Annotated in this window: 21 protein-coding genes; 10 read left to right on the forward strand and 11 right to left on the reverse strand. The window is 68.4% G+C overall.

Features of this window, described 5'->3' with window-relative positions; translation table 11 throughout:
• Nucleotides 1-170: 170 nt before the first annotated feature.
• Both ACZ5VC_RS14345 and ACZ5VC_RS14350 read right to left on the reverse strand, forming a co-directional pair.
• Entirely contained in the window at nucleotides 171-389 is a 219-nt protein-coding gene (locus ACZ5VC_RS14345; protein ID WP_468708895.1) for a DUF5326 family protein, read from the reverse strand.
• Nucleotides 390-543: 154 nt separating this feature from the next.
• Nucleotides 544-861, reverse strand: a complete 318-nt coding sequence (locus tag ACZ5VC_RS14350; RefSeq protein ID WP_469120360.1) for a cupin domain-containing protein — start codon at nucleotides 859-861, stop codon at nucleotides 544-546.
• Nucleotides 862-913: 52 nt separating this feature from the next.
• Between ACZ5VC_RS14350 and ACZ5VC_RS14355 the strand changes: the two genes are divergently transcribed.
• The 4 genes from ACZ5VC_RS14355 (at nucleotide 914) to ACZ5VC_RS14370 (ending at nucleotide 4,080) form a co-directional block, all read left to right on the forward strand.
• The gene (locus ACZ5VC_RS14355; RefSeq protein WP_469120361.1) at nucleotides 914-1,294 is read left to right on the forward strand and encodes a phage holin family protein; all 381 of its coding nucleotides are present in this window, start codon (nucleotides 914-916) and stop codon (nucleotides 1,292-1,294) included.
• Nucleotides 1,295-1,299: 5 nt separating this feature from the next.
• Nucleotides 1,300-2,448 (forward strand): cystathionine gamma-lyase, encoded by a 1,149-nt coding sequence (locus ACZ5VC_RS14360; protein WP_469120362.1) that lies wholly within the window; start codon nucleotides 1,300-1,302, stop codon nucleotides 2,446-2,448.
• A gap of 212 nt (nucleotides 2,449-2,660) precedes the next feature.
• Complete coding sequence (locus ACZ5VC_RS14365) at nucleotides 2,661-3,554, forward strand: LysR family transcriptional regulator (RefSeq protein ID WP_469120363.1); 894 nt, start codon at nucleotides 2,661-2,663, stop codon at nucleotides 3,552-3,554.
• A 46-nt stretch (nucleotides 3,555-3,600) separates the two neighbouring features.
• Complete coding sequence (locus ACZ5VC_RS14370) at nucleotides 3,601-4,080, forward strand: NUDIX domain-containing protein (protein WP_469120364.1); 480 nt, start codon at nucleotides 3,601-3,603, stop codon at nucleotides 4,078-4,080.
• On the opposite strand, the gene ACZ5VC_RS14375 is transcribed toward ACZ5VC_RS14370, so the two are convergent.
• Together ACZ5VC_RS14375 and ACZ5VC_RS14380 are read right to left on the reverse strand one after the other, a co-directional pair.
• The gene (locus tag ACZ5VC_RS14375; protein ID WP_469120365.1) at nucleotides 4,077-5,639 is read right to left on the reverse strand and encodes a globin domain-containing protein; all 1,563 of its coding nucleotides are present in this window, start codon (nucleotides 5,637-5,639) and stop codon (nucleotides 4,077-4,079) included. The two genes, ACZ5VC_RS14370 and ACZ5VC_RS14375, sit on opposite strands and share 4 nt — an antisense overlap.
• Nucleotides 5,640-5,844: 205 nt before the next feature.
• Nucleotides 5,845-6,486, reverse strand: coding sequence for an HAD family hydrolase (locus ACZ5VC_RS14380; protein WP_469120366.1), 642 nt, complete (start codon nucleotides 6,484-6,486; stop codon nucleotides 5,845-5,847).
• 77 nt (nucleotides 6,487-6,563) lie between these two features.
• On the opposite strand from ACZ5VC_RS14380, the gene ACZ5VC_RS14385 reads away from it, so the two are divergent.
• Complete coding sequence (locus tag ACZ5VC_RS14385) at nucleotides 6,564-7,091, forward strand: DUF2269 domain-containing protein (protein ID WP_469120367.1); 528 nt, start codon at nucleotides 6,564-6,566, stop codon at nucleotides 7,089-7,091.
• A gap of 5 nt (nucleotides 7,092-7,096) precedes the next feature.
• Complete coding sequence (locus ACZ5VC_RS14390; protein WP_469120368.1) at nucleotides 7,097-7,984, forward strand: GNAT family N-acetyltransferase; 888 nt, start codon at nucleotides 7,097-7,099, stop codon at nucleotides 7,982-7,984.
• A 4-nt stretch (nucleotides 7,985-7,988) separates the two neighbouring features.
• On the opposite strand, the gene ACZ5VC_RS14395 is transcribed toward ACZ5VC_RS14390, so the two are convergent.
• Nucleotides 7,989-8,420 carry a GlcG/HbpS family heme-binding protein gene (locus ACZ5VC_RS14395; RefSeq protein WP_469120369.1) on the reverse strand — a complete coding sequence of 144 codons (432 nt, stop codon included), beginning with the start codon at nucleotides 8,418-8,420 and terminating at the stop codon, nucleotides 7,989-7,991.
• Nucleotides 8,421-8,470: 50 nt separating this feature from the next.
• Nucleotides 8,471-9,685: an MFS transporter gene (locus ACZ5VC_RS14400; RefSeq protein ID WP_469120370.1), complete on the reverse strand. Its 1,215-nt coding sequence runs from the start codon at nucleotides 9,683-9,685 to the stop codon at nucleotides 8,471-8,473.
• Nucleotides 9,686-9,825: 140 nt separating this feature from the next.
• Between ACZ5VC_RS14400 and ACZ5VC_RS14405 the strand changes: the two genes are divergently transcribed.
• Together ACZ5VC_RS14405 and ACZ5VC_RS14410 are read left to right on the forward strand one after the other, a co-directional pair.
• Nucleotides 9,826-10,284, forward strand: coding sequence for a MarR family winged helix-turn-helix transcriptional regulator (locus ACZ5VC_RS14405; RefSeq protein WP_469120371.1), 459 nt, complete (start codon nucleotides 9,826-9,828; stop codon nucleotides 10,282-10,284).
• Nucleotides 10,285-10,307: 23 nt separating this feature from the next.
• Entirely contained in the window at nucleotides 10,308-10,760 is a 453-nt protein-coding gene (locus ACZ5VC_RS14410) for a GNAT family N-acetyltransferase (protein WP_469120372.1), read from the forward strand.
• 101 nt (nucleotides 10,761-10,861) lie between these two features.
• Here ACZ5VC_RS14410 and ACZ5VC_RS14415 read toward each other — a convergent pair whose 3' ends face one another.
• A complete protein-coding gene (locus ACZ5VC_RS14415) occupies nucleotides 10,862-12,238 on the reverse strand; it encodes a serine hydrolase domain-containing protein (protein WP_469120373.1) in 1,377 nt (458 codons plus the stop codon).
• Between the two features lie 312 nt (nucleotides 12,239-12,550).
• On the opposite strand from ACZ5VC_RS14415, the gene ACZ5VC_RS14420 reads away from it, so the two are divergent.
• Nucleotides 12,551-13,264 carry an endonuclease/exonuclease/phosphatase family protein gene (locus tag ACZ5VC_RS14420; protein ID WP_469120374.1) on the forward strand — a complete coding sequence of 238 codons (714 nt, stop codon included), beginning with the start codon at nucleotides 12,551-12,553 and terminating at the stop codon, nucleotides 13,262-13,264.
• Nucleotides 13,265-13,385: 121 nt separating this feature from the next.
• Here the strand turns inward: ACZ5VC_RS14420 and dnaB are convergent, their stop codons facing one another.
• Nucleotides 13,386-14,873: a replicative DNA helicase gene (dnaB, locus tag ACZ5VC_RS14425; protein ID WP_468708916.1), complete on the reverse strand. Its 1,488-nt coding sequence runs from the start codon at nucleotides 14,871-14,873 to the stop codon at nucleotides 13,386-13,388.
• Nucleotides 14,874-15,296: 423 nt separating this feature from the next.
• Here dnaB and ACZ5VC_RS14430 point away from each other — a divergent pair, with 423 nt between their 5' ends.
• Nucleotides 15,297-16,634, forward strand: coding sequence for an MATE family efflux transporter (locus ACZ5VC_RS14430; RefSeq protein ID WP_469120375.1), 1,338 nt, complete (start codon nucleotides 15,297-15,299; stop codon nucleotides 16,632-16,634).
• Between the two features lie 112 nt (nucleotides 16,635-16,746).
• On the opposite strand, the gene rplI is transcribed toward ACZ5VC_RS14430, so the two are convergent.
• From rplI to ACZ5VC_RS14445, 3 genes are read right to left on the reverse strand one after another with little or no spacing between them, the layout of a single operon-like run.
• Nucleotides 16,747-17,193, reverse strand: a complete 447-nt coding sequence (gene rplI / locus ACZ5VC_RS14435; protein WP_315894947.1) for a 50S ribosomal protein L9 — start codon at nucleotides 17,191-17,193, stop codon at nucleotides 16,747-16,749.
• An 18-nt stretch (nucleotides 17,194-17,211) separates the two neighbouring features.
• The gene (gene rpsR, locus ACZ5VC_RS14440; protein WP_005315025.1) at nucleotides 17,212-17,448 is read right to left on the reverse strand and encodes a 30S ribosomal protein S18; all 237 of its coding nucleotides are present in this window, start codon (nucleotides 17,446-17,448) and stop codon (nucleotides 17,212-17,214) included.
• 43 nt (nucleotides 17,449-17,491) lie between these two features.
• Nucleotides 17,492-18,073, reverse strand: coding sequence for a single-stranded DNA-binding protein (locus tag ACZ5VC_RS14445; RefSeq protein WP_469120376.1), 582 nt, complete (start codon nucleotides 18,071-18,073; stop codon nucleotides 17,492-17,494).
• Between the last annotated feature and the right edge of the window lie 56 nt (nucleotides 18,074-18,129).

An 18,129-nucleotide genomic window follows, 5' to 3' on the forward strand; every position in this document is an offset into this window, starting at 1 on the left:
CGTGCAAACACTGATCAGGGCAGGTGTCGACGCCCTGGACCAGGGCGGCAGAGCCATTTCACTCTATTGGGAGCCCCGGTTCCCCACGTCGTTTATCCGGGGGCTTCCCTCGGCCGGGCTAACGCCCGCACGCACGGCCCGTCGCGCGCAGCCCAGCCTCGGCTCGGCCGTTACCAGTCGCTGCGGGAGGACGACGACGACATGAACTTTCGTACGACGTAGATCAGTCCGCCGACCAGAGCCGCGAAGACCAGGACCTTGAAGAGCAACCCGATGACGAAACCGACCACGCTGGCGATCATTCCGCCGAACACGACCAGCGCGATGACGGGTATGGCGACCCACTTCACCCACCAGGGCATCCCCGCGAGAATCTCCTTTACCGCCATTGTCCTTACCTCGTCTCCATGAGTCTTCGAGTGCTCCGCCCGGTTGTTCCGTAGCGAACACTCCCGATGCTAGGGGGCGGCAGGGGGCCGACGGGGGCCTCGCAGCCCTTGATCTCCCCTGACGCGCCCCCTAGGGACTCGGGGGCTCGGACCCTCAGCTCTCGGGCGGCGAGAAGACCACCATCACCCGGAGATCCTCGGTGACGTGGTGGAACTTGTGCGGCACTCCGGCGGGTACGTACACGACGCTGCCCCGGCCCACCTGTGTCGTCTCCGTCCCGACTGTGATCGAGGCCCGGCCGCTGATGACGAGGTACACCTCGTCCTCGGTGTGCGGCTGCTGCGGGTCGAGCTCGCCCGCGTTCAGCGCGTAGAGACCCGCCGACATGTTGCGCTCCCGCAGAAACTGCAGATAAGCGCCCTTGTTGGCGGCACGCTCCGCCTCCAGCTCGTCCAGTCGGAATGCCTTCATCGTCCGTCCGCCCCCTGCACTTGGCCCGATCATGTCTGCCACGATCAGACACATGATGAATTTCGTAGTCAAGACGATCGCCAACGCGGCAGCCCTCGCGGTGGCGATCTGGCTCCTCGACGACATAACCCTGACCGGTGACAGCACCGGCAAGAAGGCGCTGACGCTCGTCCTCGTCGCCCTCGTCTTCGGCCTGGTCAACTTCCTCGTCAAGCCGCTCGTGAAACTGCTCACGCTGCCGCTGTTCATCCTCACGCTCGGGCTGATCACTCTCGTGGTCAACGCCCTGATGCTGCTGCTCACCTCCTGGCTCGCCGAGAAGCTCGACCTGAGCTTCCATGTCGAGGGCTTCTGGACCGCGGTGCTCGGTGGCCTGATCATCTCGATCGTGTCGTGGGCAATGAACGTCGTACTCCCCGATCCCAAGGACTGAGCCACATGACCATCGGAGACGGCACCCGGGCCGTCCGGGCCGGGCTGCCCGAGGCCCTCAAGTACGAGCCGACGCTGCCCGGGCCGGTGTTCGCCGCCCACTTCCATCTGCCCGGCGACCCGACGGGCCCCTACACCTACGGCCGCGACGAGAACCCGACCTGGACTCATCTCGAACGCGCCATCAGCGAGCTGGAGGCCCCGGGTACGTCACCGGGGGAGCCGTCCGCGCAGCCAGGGGTCGAGACGGTCACCTTCGCCTCGGGCATGGCCGCGATCTCCGGGGTCCTCTTCTCTCAGCTGCGGGCCGGCGACGCGGTCGTCCTGCCGTCCGACGGCTATCAGGCCCTTCCCCTGGTGCGCGAGCGCCTGGAGGCGTACGGCGTGGAGGTCCGCACCGCGCCGACGGGCGGCGACGCGCAGCTGGAGGTCCTGGACGGGGCCCGGCTCCTGTGGATCGAGACGCCGTCCAACCCCGGTCTCGACGTGTGCGACATCCGGCGGCTGACCCGTGTCGCGCATGACGCCGGCGCACTGGTCGCGGTCGACAACACCCTGGCCACACCCCTCGGACAGCGTCCGCTGGATCTGGGCGCGGACTTCTCGGTGGCGAGCGACACCAAGGGCATGACGGGGCACGGCGACATCCTCCTGGGCCATGTCAGCGGCCGCGATCCGCTGCGTATGGCGGAGGTACGGCGCTGGCGCAAGGTCGTCGGCGCGATCCCCGGCCCGATGGAGGCCTGGCTGGCACACCGCTCGCTGGCCACCCTTCAGCTGCGGATCGACCGGCAGTGCGGGACCGCGCTGACCCTCGCCGAGGCCTTGAGAGAGCGCGAGGACGTCTCCGGCCTGCGCTACCCGGGCCTGCCGGACGACCCCTCCCACAAGGTGGCCTCGGGGCAGATGCGGCGCTTCGGCTCCGTGGTCTCCTTCGTCCTGGCGGACCGCGCAAGGGCGGAGCGGTTTCTCGACGGGCTTCGGCTCGTGGACGACGCGACCAGCTTCGGAGGAGTGCGCTCCACCGCCGAGCGGCGCGGACGCTGGGGCGGCGACGCCGTACCGGAGGGCTTCATCCGCTTCTCGGTCGGAGCGGAGGACCCCCAAGACCTGGTGGCCGACGTGCTGCGCGCTCTCGACGCAGCCCGGTCATAGGGCGCCCGGAAAGGCGGAAGGGACGGTCCGAGCCTCCCCCCTCATGGCTCGGACCGTCCTGGCTGTCGGCGCGGACAGCCGCCTGACCAAGGCTAGTTGACTGTGCGTCAGTGTCCAATCACGGTAGCGACAGAGACCTATCGACTTATTTATAGTTGGACGTCCTGAGACGTCGTCAGTCGTCAGACCGTGGAGCCAGGAGAGGGGCGGGCATGGATCTGGCCCTACTGCGCACGTTCGTCACGGTGCACCGGGCCGGCTCCTTCACCCGCGCCGCCGCGCTCCTCGGTCTCTCCCAGCCGGCCGTCACCAGCCAGATACGCACCCTGGAACGGCAGCTGGGCCGTCCGCTCTTCCTCCGCCGCGCCCGCGGCGTCACTCCCACCACGATCGGCGACGAACTCGCGCACCGGGCCGCACCCCACCTGGACGCCCTCGTCGAAATCGCGGAGGCGGGAGCCGACGAGAGCGGTGTCCGCACCCTGCATCTGGCCGGCCCCCCGGAATTCACCTCTTTACGCGCACTGCCCGCGCTCACTCCGCTGATCTCCCAGGGCCTGGCGTTACGGACCTCCTTCCTCGGCAACACCGAGGAGGCCCTTGAGGGACTCGCCGCCGGGCACCACGACCTGGCCATCGCCACGGGGCGGCCCCGCGGCGGGCTTCTGACCGCGACGCCGCTCTGCGACGAGGAACACGTCCTGATCGCCTCGCCCCGCTGGGCCGCTCGACTCGCCCCCGGCGTACTGCTGCGCAGAGGCGCCGTCGTGCTGGAACAGCTGCCCGTCGTCGAGGTGCACGAGTCGCTGCCCTTCGTCGCCCGCTACTGGGCCGCGGTCTTCGAGAGCAAGCCGGCTGCCGCCGCCACCGTCGTCGCCCCCGATCTGCGGGCCGTCCTGGAATCCGCGGCCTCGGGCGCGGGTCTCGCCGTACTGCCCCGTTATCTGTGCGAGGAAGCGCTGGAGAGGGGGCGCGTGGTGGCCTTGCTCGATCCGCCGGTCCCGCCCCTGCGCACCTATTTTCTGGTCGTTCGCACAGGAACGCTGGCCCTGCCGCATATCGCACGGGCACATGAGTGGCTGTTGCGGGCGGCGGCCGACTGGTGAGGGCGTAGTGGGTTTCAGACGGCGCTCCACGGGCCATTTTCTTGCCATGACCGAACGTCCAGTGGTCAAGCGCACCGCCCGTGCCATCCTCCTCGACGGCAACGACCTCATCCTGATCAAGCGCACCAAGCCGGGGATCGATCCGTACTGGCTCACCCCGGGCGGCGGAGTCGAGCCCGAGGACGCGACCGTCGTCGACGCCCTCCACCGCGAAGTCCACGAAGAGCTCGGCGCCAAGATCACCGACGTGGTGCCGTGCTTCGTCGACACCGTCGAGCACATCGTGGACGGCGGCGTGTCCGGCGTGAAGGTGCAGCACTTCTTCGTCTGCAGGCTCGAATCGATGGACGAGTCGCTGCGACACGGTCCTGAGGTCGAGGAACCGTGCGGTGAGTACGAGATCGTCCGCGTGCCCTTCAGCCGCGTCGGCATCGCGGCCGTCCACCTCGTACCGCTGTCCCTGCGCCACTACCTCGACGGGAACATCGAGGGCGTGCGCGCGATGCACGCCCCCGACCTGGGTTAATCCGCCGCTGCCACGAGTTCTTCGAGGGAGTCGTGGCGGATGCGGTCGGACGGCATCCCGATTCCCCTGAGCGCGTCGACCCCGCTGCGGATCATGCCGACCGGGCCGGAGAGGTACGCGTCGAACTCGTCCCACGGACCGAATTCGCGCACGGCGTGCGGAAGCTGCCCCTGGTGCGCCCGGTCGTCTATCACCGTGCGCACTGCGAGCCAGGGGTGCGCCTGCTGGAGGCGGAGCATCGTGTCGATGTCGTAGAGGTCGTGATCGCTGCGCGCTCCGTAGAACACCTCGACGGGGCGCCGCTCGCCATGCTCGGCGACGTCCTCGACCAGCGCCTTGATGGGCGCGATACCGGTGCCGCCGCCCAGACACAGCAGCCCGTTGTCGGTCGAGTGGTCCACGGTCATCGAGCCGGCGGGCGGTCCCAGGCGCAGGGTGTCCCCGGGCCGCGCGTGATGCACCAGCGCGTTGGAGACCCAGCCGGCGGGAACGGCCTTGACGTGGAAGGACAGCAGCCCGTCGGGGCGCGGCGCCGACGCGAAGGAGTAGTTCCGCCAGACCCTGGGCCACCAGGGGGTCTCCAGCGTCGTGTACTGGCCGGCCAGGAAGGGGTACGGCTGGTCGGGCCGGACGGTGACAACGGCGATGTCGGGGGTCCGCAGATCGTGCGAGACGACCTCGGCGTGCCACCAGGCGGGGGCGTGCCGCTCGTTCTCCGCGGCGGCGTCGATCATGATCTGCGAGATGGTCGTGTAGGTACGGATCCAGGCGGCCTCGGTCTCCTCGTCCCAGGTGCTCGTCGCATACCGGGTGAGCGAGCCGATGAGAGCCTCGCCGACCGCCGGATAGTGCGAGGGCTGAGTGCCGTACTTGCGATGACCCCGGCCCAGGTGCTCGAGGTACTGGGTGAGCACGGGAGCGTTGTCCATGTGCTCGGCGGCGGTCAGCAGCGCCTTGAGGAGCCGGTCGCGCTGGGCGTCCATGGCGGCCGGGAAGAGGGACCGCAGCTCGGGGTGGCGGACGAAGAGCAGCGCGTAGAAGTACGAGGTGACCTTGTCGGCCACGGGGGCGACCTCGGCGAGCGAGCGCCGGATGAGAATCGCGTCGGGCGAACCGGTCTCGACGGGCTGCGGCTCGGCGCGGGGTCCGGCCTGCGGCGGCAGTGACTCGGCACGGGGCGGCTGGGGCACGGCTCCCGAAGCCTGCGGTTCGACCGGCAGGGGCTGGGGCTCTGCCTCGGGGCGGGGCTCACCGTGCGGCGCGCTCCCGTGCTCGGGAGCGCCCTGTCTGGGGATGTCCGGTGCGGGGTTCCCTCGGTCCGCGACGGTCCCCACCGGCCGTATGGCGGTGAAGGGACGACGCGGGGTGGCTATCCGGGGCGGGGTGTCCTGAGCCTCCCCCTCCGCCGCCCGGGGCGGTTTTCGCGGGGTGAACCAACCGTTCGTGCTGGTGGTGCTGCCACTGGCGCTCGTACTGCTCGCACCGTCGCTGTTACTGCCGTTGCCGTGATTGTTGTCGAGAGTGCCGTTGTCGGCCGACGTGGTGGTCGGAGCGTCCATCGTGTGCCTCGCCTCGAACATCTTTCAGTCGGACCGTTTGTGACAGTGCCCAGGCCTGCCGTCTTCGCAGCATGCCATTCCGGGCCTTCGCATCGGACAGAAAGCGGAGATCCCGGGCATTCGCACCCGCATTCCCGTTAAGCTGCCTGCCCTCCATGTCTCTGTCCAGAGCGTCCGGACATATGCCGGTCGTGTGTCTGACGAGTTACCGGTCACTGCGTACCAGCCCGTAGGCCTCTCGCGCATCGCCCCCGGTATAAGCGTGCGTGGCCAGCCCGGACACATGATGGTCTGCATTCACCGCGACCGCTACAGGGACCGCCGCGAAGAGCTCCGCGTCGGACATGGAATCACCGTATGCAACGCAGTCGTCCAGACTCACCTCAAATTCTGCACGCAGCCGGTGCGCGATCTTCACTTTCGCGGCGGCGTTGAGAATACCGGCGCGATTCACCGGCTGAGTGAAGGGGACGGCGGGCCAGCGGGACCCGTGAGCTGCGTGCGCGCCCCAGGTCAGCAGCCTCTCCACGAAGAAATCCGGCGACAGCGAGATGACCGCGCAGTAGTCGCCGACCCCCTCGATGTCCGCCCACACTTCGCGGATGCCCTCGAGCCAGGGCGCCCCTTCAAAGGCCGCCGCCACGTGCGCCTCGGTCAGCTCGGCCCACAGTTCCCTGGCCTGTTCGGCGAAGTCGGCCGGATCCAGCCCCTTGAGAAGGAAGGCGCGCTCCAGCTCAGCGATCTCCGCGCTCACACCGAGTTGCCGAGAGATCTCCACGGCAGCCGCGGAGCCCCGGATCAGCGTGCCGTCGAGATCGAAGAGATGAAGTCTGGGAGAGGGCGCCATGTACGCCGAGGCTAGTACGAGCGGTTACTCCTCCCGTCAGACGCCGGACGAGGCAGTCGCGCGGGACGGTGTTTCACGTGAAACAACTCCCGCGTCCCGCCCGCCGGGCCCTCCTCGTCGTCCATGTCGCCGTCTCCGTGAGCTGGCTGGGGCTCGCTCTGGGTCTTCTGACGCTCGGCATCACCGCGTACGCGACCAAAGACGCGTCACTCACGGAGGCGGCCTACCGCGCCATGAAAGTGTTCGGCGACTGGCTGCTCGCGCCGATCGCTTTGGTGACCCTGCTCAGCGGTCTCGTTCTGTCCCTCGGCACACCGTGGGGTCTCACGCGCTACCACTGGGTCTGGATCAAGTTCTGGCTGACGCTGATCACGGCGGGAGCGACGATCTTCGCTCTGCGGCCGGAGATCAACCACGCTGCGGCTTCCGGAGTGCCCGACGCCAGCCTGATCGCAGCGCCTTCTGTGTCCACGACGGCCTATCTCTTCATGACTGTGATCTCGGTGCTCAAGCCCTGGGGGCCGACCCGGCGGGGACGGCGCCTGCGCGCCCTGGCAACCGCGCGTAAAACAGTGGACGGGCGATCTCCACGTCAGCCAGCCTGATCGTCATGCCGACACCCCCTCCCGCCGTATACGAGCTTCCGATCAGGCGTCTGTCCCTGGACGACCTCACCGCCTGCGCCGACCTCTCCGAAGACCGCGGATGGTCGCGCGAAGAGCACAAGTGGGGACTGCTTCTCGCTGCCGGCACCGGCTACGGCATCGACGACCCGTCGGGCAAGGGTCTCGTCACCGCGTGCGTGGTCACGTCCTACGGGGCGGGTACGGGCGCCGGCGCCGACCTCGGCCTCGGCGCCGTGGGCATGGTCCTGGTCGCCGAGCGCTACGCACGCCAGGGCATCGGACGGCGACTGATGAGGCATGTCGTGGTCCAGTCGGGCGACATCCCTCTCACCCTCCACGCCACCCCGGCCGGCCGCCCGCTCTACGAGGAGCTGGGCTTCACAGTGACGGGGCGGGCCGAGATGGTCTGTGGTCACTTCGGCTTCGCTGTACCGGCCCCCGCCATCCCCACGCGCCCGGCGAGCGCGGAGGACCTCCCGGCCATCCTGCGCCTGGACGCGGAAGTCTTCGGCCTCGACCGGACGCATATGATCGCTCGCCTCCCTGCCTTCGCCGACCAGCTCCGCGTGGCGGAGGAGCACGGCGAGATCGTCGGCTACACGGCGGCATGGCCCAACATGGACACCCATGTCGTCGGTCCACTGATCGCACGCGATGCGGCCACGGCGCAGGCTCTGGTGGCCTCCCTGGCCGAGAACACCGATCGGCCAATGCGGACCGATGTCGACGTCCGCCATGAAGACTTGCTGACATGGTTGAAGGCGAACGGCCTGGAGCCGATCGCCTTCAACGCGGTGATGACCTATGCGATTCCCGGTCTCCCCGGGGACTGGACCCGCCGCTTCGCCCCCTTGACGGTGGCGGCGGGCTGACGGTTCACCAGGCGAGTGATTCCACCGCGGCCGCGGCGAAGCCGTGGTCCTGATGCGGGGCGCCGCCACCGACACCGAGGGCACCGATCAGACAGCCGTCGCGGTGGACCGGTACGCCGCCGGCGATGAACAGGAGCGGGCGGTCGAGGGCCGTCGGCAGTGTGTGGAAGAGGCCGCCGGGCTGGACCAGGTCGACCAGGTCCGCGGTGGTCGCGTTCAGCTGAAGAGCGGTGAACGCCTTGCGGGTACTCGTCTCGCCCGCGATGAGCACGGCCCGGTCGTCGCGGCGGAACGCCAGCAGATGACCGCCCGCGTCCAGGACGGAAATGGCGACGGTGACCCCGTCTGCTTCGGCGGCGGTTCGGGCTGCCTCGACGAGGGCCTCGGCGTCCTGGGTGGTCAGCGGGGCAACGGCGGTAGGGGCGGTGCTGCTCATGAGAACTCCGTGGTGCGTGCGGTTCAGCGTGGTGAGGGGAAGCGGCCGGGTCAGCGCCGGGCGGCGGCCACGGCCGCCGGGACCGAGGCCGAACCGGCCACGATCCGGCTGTCTCGTCGGGCGTCGCGGCGCTCCAGCGCGCTGGACAGGACGGCGAGGGCCAGGGCCGAGACGGCGAGCGCCGCGCCCACCCAGTTCGGGGCCGTGATGCCGAGGCCGGCGGCGATGACCATGCCGCCGAGCCAGGCGGCGAGCGCGTTGCCGAGATTGAAGGCGCCGATGTTGACGGCGGAGGCAAGCGTGGGGGCGCCGGAGGCCTGGTCGAGGACGCGCTTCTGGAGCGGCGGCACGGTGGCGAAGCCCAGAGCGCCGATGAGCACGATGGTGACGGCTGCGGCGATCTGGTTGTGGGCTGTGACCGTGAACAGACCCAGTACGAGCGCGAGCGCGCCGAGGGACACGTAGAGCAGCGGCATGAGCGCCCGGTCGGCGAACTTGCCGCCGATCAGGTTGCCGCCGACCATGCCCAGCCCGAAGAGGACCAGCAGCCAGGTGACGGACGAGTCGGCGAAACCGGCGGCCTCGGTCATCATCGGCGTGATGTAGGTGATCGCGGCGAACACTCCGCCGAAGCCCAGCACGGTCATGGCCATCGCCAGCAGCACCTGGATGTTCTTGAACGCGGCCAGCTCATGGCGGAGGCGGACCCCCTCCGGCTTGGGCTGCTCGGGGATCAGCTTGGCGACGCCCGCGAGGCCGAGAACGCCCAGTCCGGCGACGATGAGGAACGTGGCCCGCCACCCGGCGCTCTGGCCGATGAAGGTGCCCAGCGGTACTCCGACGACATTGGCCACGGTCAGACCGGTGAACATCATCGCGATGGCGCCGGCCTTCTTCTCGGGTGCGACCAGGTCGGCGGCTACGACGGAGCCGATACCGAAGAACGCGCCGTGAGCGAGCGAGGCGACGACCCGGCCCGCCAGCATCAGCCCGAAGGACGGGGCGACGGCGGAGAGCACATTGCCCGCGATGAACAGGCCCATCAGCAGCATGAGCATCCGCTTGCGGGAGACCCGCGTGCCGAGCACGGTCATCAGCGGAGCACCGAGGACGACACCGAGGGCGTACCCGGTGACCAGGTAGCCGGCGGTCGGAATGGAGACCTGGAACGAGTCGGCAACCTCGGGGAGCAGCCCCATGATCACGAACTCGGTGGTTCCGATACCGAATGCCCCGATGGCGAGAGCGAGGAGCGCGAGTGGCATGGGTTTCACCTTCCCAGAAGATTGCGCCTGCGCCTTACAGGCGTTCACAATAGTTGCAGACGCCGATTAATTGCAAGCGCGGGCTATTGCGCCCGTCCTCTATCCTGGGTGACAAGCCGCTCCGGGACAGAGGAGAGACCATGACAGCGACCGACCCGGCACTCACCGCCCTCTCGCAGGGGTGGTGCGCGCTCTCTCTTCTCCACGGGAAGATCGAGGCTCACATCGAGCGGGCACTGGAGGCCGCGCACGGTCTGAGCATGCGTGAGTACTCCCTTCTGGATGTCCTCAGCCGCCAGCACAGCGGTCCCGGCGGGCACCTCCAGATGAAGCAGGTGGCGGACGCCGTCGTCCTCAGCCAGAGCGCCACGACGCGCCTGGTCACCCGCCTCGAGGACCGGGGTCTGCTCACCCGCTACCTGTGCGACACGGACCGGCGCGGCATCTACACCGACGTCACAGAGGCCGGCCTGGCACTGCTCGCGCAGGCGCGGCCCACCAATGACGCCGCTCTTCGAGAGGCCTTGGACGCGGCCGCGCAGAACCCGGAGCTGGCGCCCCTGGTCAAGGTCGTCGAAGAGCTCCATGTCCCGGCATAACGCTGCGGCGTAGCCTGCGGAGCATGAGTGATCTTGACATCAGGCCCGCAGCCTCGAGCGACATCCCTGCGATCGTGGCCATGCTGGCCGACGACCCCCTGGGCGCCACGCGTGAGTCGCCGGACGACCTCTCCCCGTACACCAGCGCCTTCAAGCGACTGGAGCAGGACCCGAACCAGTATCTGGTCGTTGCCGTACGACAAGAGCGGGTCGTCGGCACGCTGCAATTGACGATCATTCCCGGGCTGTCCCACCGTGGTTCCACGCGGGGACTCATCGAGGGAGTTCGCATCCATGCCGACGAGCGCGGCGGGGGCCTGGGAACCGAGCTGATCGAGTGGGCTGTCGCCGAGTCCCGGCGGCAGAACTGCCGGCTCGTTCAGCTGACGTCCGACGCCACTCGCACCGACGCCCGCCGCTTCTACGAGCGGCTCGGTTTCGTGGCGTCGCATGTGGGTTTCAAGCTCGCTCTCTGACCCTCCGCGCTTTCCCTGGCAACTGAGGGCCCAATGAGCGCCCCGGGCGCCGAGGAAGTGCTCGGCGCCCGGTTTCACGTGAAACATCGATCTCCAGGCGTCTAGAGGCCGCGCCAACCTCCCTCGTCCACTCCGCCGGGCGTGGCGCCCCCCTGCTCGTACGACTCACGCGTGAAGACGAAAGACGCCAGGTCGAGATGAGTCACCGATCCGTCCTCCCCCCGCACCACCGAGAGCGTCTCGCCCGCGTAGTAGCCGTTCAACCCTTCCCAAGTGCCATCCGGGCGCGCCTGGAAACGCGCACGGCGACCGTTGCCCCGCAGGGGCTCCAGCGCCAGGCCTCCCTCGCCTGTCAGCCTCAGGCCATAGGCGTATGTCCCCCAGTACCAGGGCCCGGTGAGCTCCAACAGGTCCTTGTCCACGGCCGGGAGCGGGCGCCACGGCTCCGGGAAGCGGGGCTCCGCATCCGCCACGATCCCTACGAGATCGGCGGCGATGGCCCCGGTCAGCGGCCCTGAGGTCGCATTGGCGAGTGCGACAGCCGCCACCCCGTCCTCCACGCTCACCCAAAGGCCCGCCACGAAGCCCGGCAACGAACCGGTGTGCCCGATCAGCGTGCGCCCCTTCACCCGGACGATCTGCAGACCGAAACCGTACGCGGCGTCCCAGTCCCCCGGTTCGGACGGCGTCGACGGCGTCCGCATCTCCCGAACTGACTGAGCGCTCAGAACGCGATCGTCCCCCTCCGCAAGGAACAGGGCGAACCGGCAGAGGTCCTCTGCCGTCGACCACAACTGGCCCGCCGGGGCCATCAGTCCCAGGTCCTCGGTCGGCTCCGGCAGCATCACATCGGCCCACGGGTGTACGGCCCAACCACCGGCATGAGGGGCCACCGGCTGCGCACTCGTCCGGCTCAGACCGAGCGGCTCCAGGATCTCGGCCCGCAACGCCTCCTCCCAGGACACTCCTCGCACTGCCTCGACGAGCGAACCGAGCAGCGTGTAACCGGGATTGGAGTAGTGGTGGCGGCGCCCCACGGGATGTACAAGGGGCCGTTCCCCGAGCACATCGGCAAGTTCGGGCCGCAGCGTTCCCGGGGTCCGCTCCCACCAAGGAGCAGGCGTCTCTGCAGCCAACCCAGCGCTGTGCCCCAGGAGTTGAGCGACGGTCACCTCACCGACGCCCGTCCCCGGCAGATGCTTCTCCAACGGATCACCGAGATCCAGCAGCCCCTCGTCACGCAGCCGCATGACGAGAACGGCGGTGAACGTCTTGGTGATGGAGCCGATCCGGTACTGCGTGTCGGCATCCGGCGCATGGCCGTCCACACAACTGCGCGCTCCCGACCAGACGGTGCGCCCGTCCCTGGCCACCGCTCCGACGACCGAGGGAGCACGACCATCGCTCTGGGCGGTGGCGACGCGGTGCAGAAGGGCCCGTTCCGTGCTGGGCAGAAGTGCTTCGAAGGGTGAGGTCATGGACAAGATCTATCGGCACGCCCCTCTTCCGTCGACCGCTTTTCGCGCGACACCCGCGATCCCGCAGCAGGCGCGAGGGGCGCGCGGCTGCCTTCACCTACCTGAGAGGACCGCTTGTAGGCTCTCAATCTCTGCGGAGCGTGCGCCGAGGCTGTGAGCTGGGTGTTCTCGCGCTTTCTCACGCCGTGTCATGCGGCCTGAGTCTCAGATCCGTGGCATTTCCTCGACAGGCAGCCGATGGGCTCATGGTCCGTGCCGCTCAGTTGTCGAACCAGACCACGGCTCGGACATTGTCGTCTAACATCACGACGCATGATCACGGTTGCCAGCTGGAACGTTCTACACCGCGTCCACGCCGAGAACTGGGGCGAGGACGTCCTGAGGCGTTGCCCGGACGAGTCGGAGCGGATCGCCGCGGTCACGGCGTTGCTGGCGGGACGAGACGAGCACGTCATCGCCCTGCAGGAGGTCAGCGGTGACCAACTGGCCAGCCTCCGAGTTGCGCTGACCGGCCGGACCATCCACGCGTTGAGGTACCCGCGCGTCCCGGCACCGCGCCACGGCACCTGCTCGCTGCGCGACCCCGAGGAGTACCTCGTGCTCCTGGTCGACGGACCGAGCCGGGAGGTCACTGCCGAGTCCTTCGAGGACGACCCGGGGAAGGGCGCGCTCGCCGTCGAGGCCGCCGGAACGCTGATAGTCGCCACGCACGTGAGCGGCGATCAGCGGCACACGCGCCAGCTGGCACGCCTGGCCGAACTGGCTGCCTCTCCCCCGGGATACGCAGCAGTACTCCTCGGGGACTTCAACACCGACCGTGCCACCGTAACGTCGGCTCTGGGTACGGGCTTCACCGTCGCGGACCTCCCGCCGGACGCCCTGCCGACACGGCCGAGCACGTCAGGCTCGAAGTCGCAGTGGATCGACCACGTGGTCGTGCGGGGCGCTGTTGTCAGCAACGCAACGGTCGAGAGCACGGAGGGCCTCTCCGACCACAATCTGGTCCGCGCGACCGTCACCATGTGAGCTACCGGCCCCGCCCCTGGGCAGCGAGTCTCACGACGACGGCATAAGTGCCACCGTTGTGCGATCGAATCTGAGATTGTGCCGCAAAATCTGGGACCCTACACGCTGGCCCCGCTCATGATCAGGTCTGGGCCATGTCCACGAAACGGGAGTAGTGGCCCTGAAAGGCCACCGTGATCGTCGCCGTGGGGCCGTTTCGGTGCTTCGCCACGATCAGGTCCGCCTCGCCCGCGCGCGGGGACTCCTTCTCGTACGCGTCTTCACGGTGCAGCAGGATCACCATGTCCGCGTCCTGCTCGATGGAGCCGGACTCACGGAGGTCGGAGACCATCGGCTTCTTGTCCGTGCGCTGTTCCGGGCCACGGTTCAGCTGGGACAGCGCGATCACCGGAAGCTCCAGCTCCTTCGCCAGCAGCTTGAGGTTTCGCGACATGTCCGAGACTTCCTGCTGGCGGCTCTCGGCACGCTTCGAACCGCCGGACTGCATCAGCTGGAGATAGTCGATGACCACCAGCTTCAGATTGTTCCGCTGCTTGAGGCGGCGGCACTTGGCACGGATCTCCATCATCGACAGGTTGGGCGAATCGTCGATGTAGAGCGGGGCCTGCGAGACATCCGGCATCCGACGCGCCAGCCGCGTCCAGTCCTCGTCCGTCATCGTCCCCGAACGCATGTGGTGGAGCGCCACGCGGGCCTCCGCCGACAGCAGGCGCATCGCGATCTCGTTGCGGCCCATTTCGAGGGAGAAGATCACGCTCGGCAGATTGTTCTTGATCGAGCACGCCCGGGCGAAGTCCAGCGCCAGCGTCGACTTACCCATGGCGGGGCGGGCCGCGATCACGATCATCTGGCCCGGGTGCAGACCGTTGGTCAGCGAGTCGAAGTCGGTGAAGCCGGTCGGCACACCCGTCATCTCACCGCTGCGGGAGCCGATCGCCTCGATCTCGTCGAGCGCGCCCTCCATGATGTCGCCGAGCGGCAGATAGTCCTCGCTGGTGCGCTGCTCGGTGACCGCGTAAATCTCCGCCTGCGCCGAGTTCACGATCTCGTCGACGTCGCCGTCGGCGGCGTATCCCATCTGCGTGATCTTGGTGCCGGCCTCCACCAGGCGCCGCAGCACCGCCCTCTCATGGACGATCTCCGCGTAGTACGACGCGTTCGCCGCCGTCGGCACCGACTGGACGAGGGTGTGGAGATACGAAGCGCCGCCGACCCGGGTGATCTCGCCGCGTTTGGTCAGCTCCGCACCCACCGTGATGGGGTCGGCCGGCTCGCCCTTGGCGTACAGGTCGAGAATCGCGGTGAAGACCGTCTCGTGCGCCGGACGGTAGAAGTCATGGCCCTTGATGATCTCCACGACGTCCGCGATGGCGTCCTTGGAGAGGAGCATGCCGCCGAGCACGGACTGCTCGGCGTCGAGGTCCTGCGGGGGCACCCGCTCGAAGCCGGCCGATCCGCTGTCCCACGGTCCGCTCTCGCTGCCCCTGTCATGCTGGTCGTCCCGGCCTCGCCCCCGGCCGCGACCCTCGCCGGTTCGCTGACGGGCGGGCAGACGGTCACCTGGACCGCTGTCGGCCCAGGGGTCGTCCAAGGGCTCGGGAATGCTCACCAAGCCACCTCCTCCCGTCCGCTCCGCGGACCTCACCGTGCGACTCTTTCTTACGCCACGGCTCTGACAAACGAGAGGCTCTACTCCGCTTTTGGGGCGTGGGGCGCCGGTCCACGGTAGGCCCGCGGGCACCGTCAGCCAATCTGGTTATCCACAGGCCCTGTGGATGGTGGACGGGATGCTGTGGAGAACCGCGCGGAACCTGTGCACGGACCGGGGGACAGTCATGTGGACAAACTCATAGCCGTCCCCGCCCACCTAGACTGACCTGGTGTTTTTCCGTCCACCGGCTGTGGGGGAGAAAAACTTTCCCCGCCAGGCCAAGATCAGAACAAACGGCGCACAGCCGAAGCCTCGCACACACCGGGCGTAAGGACCACTTCGCCATTGCATCTCTTACCTGTGGAAGATTAGATTGAGCGCATGACACAGGCTCCCCCGACGCCCAAGGCCGCCCGCCGCCGACACGACCGCGAGATCATCTCGCTCGCCCTGCCGGCCTTCGGTGCGCTCGTCGCCGAGCCTCTCTTCCTCATGGTCGACAGCGCCATCGTCGGCCATCTCGGCACTCCTCAGCTTGCCGGTCTTGCGGTTGCGGCCGCGCTGCTGTCCACCGCGGTGAGCGTCTTCGTCTTTCTCGCCTATGCCACGACGGCCGCCGTCGCGCGTCGCGTGGGAGCCGGTGACCTCGCGGCGGCCATCAGACAGGGAATGGATGGCATCTGGCTGGCTCTTCTGCTCGGCGCCGCGGTCGTCGCCGTCACTCTCCCCACCGCCCCCTGGCTGATCGGCCTCTTCGGCGCCTCCGACACCGCCGCTCCGTACGCCGTGACCTATCTACGGATATCCAGTCTCGGCATCCCCGCGATGCTGATCGTCCTCGCAGCGACCGGTGTTCTACGGGGCCTCCAGGACACCCGTACACCGCTGTACGTCGCCGTCGCCGGCTTCGCCGCCAACGGAGCGCTCAACGTCGGACTGGTTTACGGAGCGGGCCTCGGCATAGCCGGCTCGGCCTGGGGCACGGTGATCGCCCAGTGCGGCATGGCCGTCGCCTATCTCGTGGTCGTCATCCGCGGCGCCCGACGCCACCAGGCGTCCCTGCGCCCCGACGCGGCCGGCATACGCGCCAGTGCCCAGGCGGGCGTCCCCCTTCTGGTTCGTACGCTGTCGCTCCGCGCGGTCTTGCTGATCGCCACTGCGGTCGCGGCACGTCTCGGAGATGCCGAAGTCGCGGCTCACCAGATCATCCTGTCTCTGTGGAGTCTGATGGCGTTCGCCCTCGACGCGATCGCCATCGCCGGGCAGGCCATCATCGGCCGCTATCTCGGCGCGGAGGACGCAGACGGAGCCAAGCAGGTCTGCCGCCGCATGGTGCAGTGGGGCGTGGCCTCCGGTGTGGTGCTCGGGGTCCTGATCGTCGTCGCCCGACCACTCTTCATCCCGCTGTTCACCAGCGACGGGACGGTGCAGGACACTCTCCTCCCCGCGCTGCTTGTGGTCGCCCTCTCCCAGCCGATCGCCGGCGTGGTATTCGTGCTGGACGGTGTCCTAATGGGCGCGGGCGACGGACGCTACCTGGCATGGGCCATGCTGCTGACCCTGGCCGTCTTCGCCCCGGTGGCGCTGCTCATCCCCCCGCTGGGCGGCGGACTTACCGCGCTCTGGTGGGCCATGACGCTGATGATGACCGTCCGCCTGCTGACGCTCTGGCTGCGCTCCCGCTCGGGCCGCTGGATCGTCACGGGCGCCACACGCTGAGCGAGGTTTCACGTGAAACAGGCGGTTTCACGTGAAACAGACAGCTTGTGAACATGCGAGAAGGGCCGCACCCGTGGGTACGGCCCTTCTTACTCCTCTGCTGAGGACAGCGTTACGCGGCGACGACCTCGACGCCGAGCTTCGCGGCAACCTCGGGGTGCAGACGCACGGACACCTGGTGCGAGCCCAGGGTCTTGATCGGCGAACCGAGCTCGACGCGACGCTTGTCGACGTCGGGGCCACCCGCGGACTTGATCGCCGTGGCGATGTCGGCCGGGGTCACGGAGCCGAAGAGACGGCCGGCGTCGCCGGAGCGAACGGCCAGACGCACCTTGACGCCCTCGAGCTGGGCCTTGATCTCGTTGGCCTGCTCGATGGTCGCGATCTCGTGGATCTTGCGGGCGCGGCGGATCTGCGCCACGTCCTTCTCGCCACCCTTGGTCCAGCGGATCGCGAAACCACGCGGGACCAGGTAGTTGCGAGCGTAGCCGTCCTTGACGTCGACAACGTCGCCAGCGGCACCGAGGCCGGAGACCTCGTGGGTGAGGATGATCTTCATTTTTCGGTCACCCTTCCCTTATCGCGCGGTGGACGTGTAGGGCAGCAGCGCCATCTCACGGCTGTTCTTGACGGCCGTGGCGACGTCACGCTGGTGCTGCGTGCAGTTGCCGGTCACGCGGCGGGCACGGATCTTGCCGCGGTCGGAAATGAACTTCCGCAGCATGTTCGTGTCCTTGTAGTCCACGTACGCGGTCTTGTCCTTGCAGAATGCGCAGACCTTCTTCTTCGGCTTGCGCACAGGCGGCTTCGCCATGGTGTATCTCCTGTGTGATCAAGAAGTGGGGGTACGAGCTCCCCTAGAAGGGGGGCTCGTCCGAGTAGCCGCCGCCACTGGAGCTTCCGCCCCAGTTGCCCCCGCCGCTCTGCGGCTGGCCGCCGCCGGCCGGCGCGCTGGTCGCCCACGGGTCGTCGGCGGGTGCACCGCCGCCGGCCTGCTGACCACCACTGGGGCTTCCACCCCAGTTGCCGCCGCCCTGCTGCTGACCGCCGCCGTAGCCACCCTGGCCGCCGCGACCGGTGGTCTTGGTGACCTTGGCCGTGGCGTTCTTGAGGCTGGGGCCGACTTCCTCGACGTCCAGCTCGTAGACCGTGCGCTTGACGCCCTCGCGGTCCTCGTAGGACCGCTGCTTCAGCCGGCCCTGCACGACGACGCGCATGCCTCGCTGAAGCGACTCGGCGACGTTCTCCGCCGCCTGACGCCAGACCGAGCAGGTGAGGAAGAGGCTCTCGCCGTCCTTCCACTCATTGGTCTGGCGGTCGAAGGTGCGGGGAGTGGACGCGATACGGAACTTCGCGACCGCCGCACCGGACGGGGTGAAGCGCAGCTCGGGGTCGTCGACAAGATTGCCGACGACCGTGATGACGGTCTCGCCTGCCATTGGGTGAACCTCTCGGCGGGATTGCTTCTGGCTGCTTGCTGCTACTCGAACCCGAT

It is taken from the genome of Streptomyces sp. NPDC033174, from assembly GCF_055577795.1.

Coding starts and splice junctions, on each gene's coding strand:
- ACZ5VC_RS14365 (WP_469120363.1), top strand. CDS start 2,661: ATGGATCTGGCCCTACTGCGCACGTTCGTCACGGTGCACCGGGCCGGC.
- ACZ5VC_RS14445 (WP_469120376.1), bottom strand. CDS start 18,073: ATGGCAGGCGAGACCGTCATCACGGTCGTCGGCAATCTTGTCGACGAC.
- ACZ5VC_RS14400 (WP_469120370.1), bottom strand. CDS start 9,685: ATGCCACTCGCGCTCCTCGCTCTCGCCATCGGGGCATTCGGTATCGGA.
- ACZ5VC_RS14415 (WP_469120373.1), bottom strand. CDS start 12,238: ATGACCTCACCCTTCGAAGCACTTCTGCCCAGCACGGAACGGGCCCTT.
- ACZ5VC_RS14405 (WP_469120371.1), top strand. CDS start 9,826: ATGACAGCGACCGACCCGGCACTCACCGCCCTCTCGCAGGGGTGGTGC.
- ACZ5VC_RS14345 (WP_468708895.1), bottom strand. CDS start 389: ATGGCGGTAAAGGAGATTCTCGCGGGGATGCCCTGGTGGGTGAAGTGG.
- ACZ5VC_RS14350 (WP_469120360.1), bottom strand. CDS start 861: ATGAAGGCATTCCGACTGGACGAGCTGGAGGCGGAGCGTGCCGCCAAC.
- ACZ5VC_RS14410 (WP_469120372.1), top strand. CDS start 10,308: ATGAGTGATCTTGACATCAGGCCCGCAGCCTCGAGCGACATCCCTGCG.
- ACZ5VC_RS14420 (WP_469120374.1), top strand. CDS start 12,551: ATGATCACGGTTGCCAGCTGGAACGTTCTACACCGCGTCCACGCCGAG.
- rpsR (WP_005315025.1), bottom strand. CDS start 17,448: ATGGCGAAGCCGCCTGTGCGCAAGCCGAAGAAGAAGGTCTGCGCATTC.
- rplI (WP_315894947.1), bottom strand. CDS start 17,193: ATGAAGATCATCCTCACCCACGAGGTCTCCGGCCTCGGTGCCGCTGGC.
- ACZ5VC_RS14375 (WP_469120365.1), bottom strand. CDS start 5,639: ATGGACGCTCCGACCACCACGTCGGCCGACAACGGCACTCTCGACAAC.
- ACZ5VC_RS14380 (WP_469120366.1), bottom strand. CDS start 6,486: ATGGCGCCCTCTCCCAGACTTCATCTCTTCGATCTCGACGGCACGCTG.
- ACZ5VC_RS14395 (WP_469120369.1), bottom strand. CDS start 8,420: ATGAGCAGCACCGCCCCTACCGCCGTTGCCCCGCTGACCACCCAGGAC.
- ACZ5VC_RS14370 (WP_469120364.1), top strand. CDS start 3,601: ATGACCGAACGTCCAGTGGTCAAGCGCACCGCCCGTGCCATCCTCCTC.
- ACZ5VC_RS14360 (WP_469120362.1), top strand. CDS start 1,300: ATGACCATCGGAGACGGCACCCGGGCCGTCCGGGCCGGGCTGCCCGAG.
- ACZ5VC_RS14390 (WP_469120368.1), top strand. CDS start 7,097: ATGCCGACACCCCCTCCCGCCGTATACGAGCTTCCGATCAGGCGTCTG.
- ACZ5VC_RS14355 (WP_469120361.1), top strand. CDS start 914: ATGATGAATTTCGTAGTCAAGACGATCGCCAACGCGGCAGCCCTCGCG.
- ACZ5VC_RS14430 (WP_469120375.1), top strand. CDS start 15,297: ATGACACAGGCTCCCCCGACGCCCAAGGCCGCCCGCCGCCGACACGAC.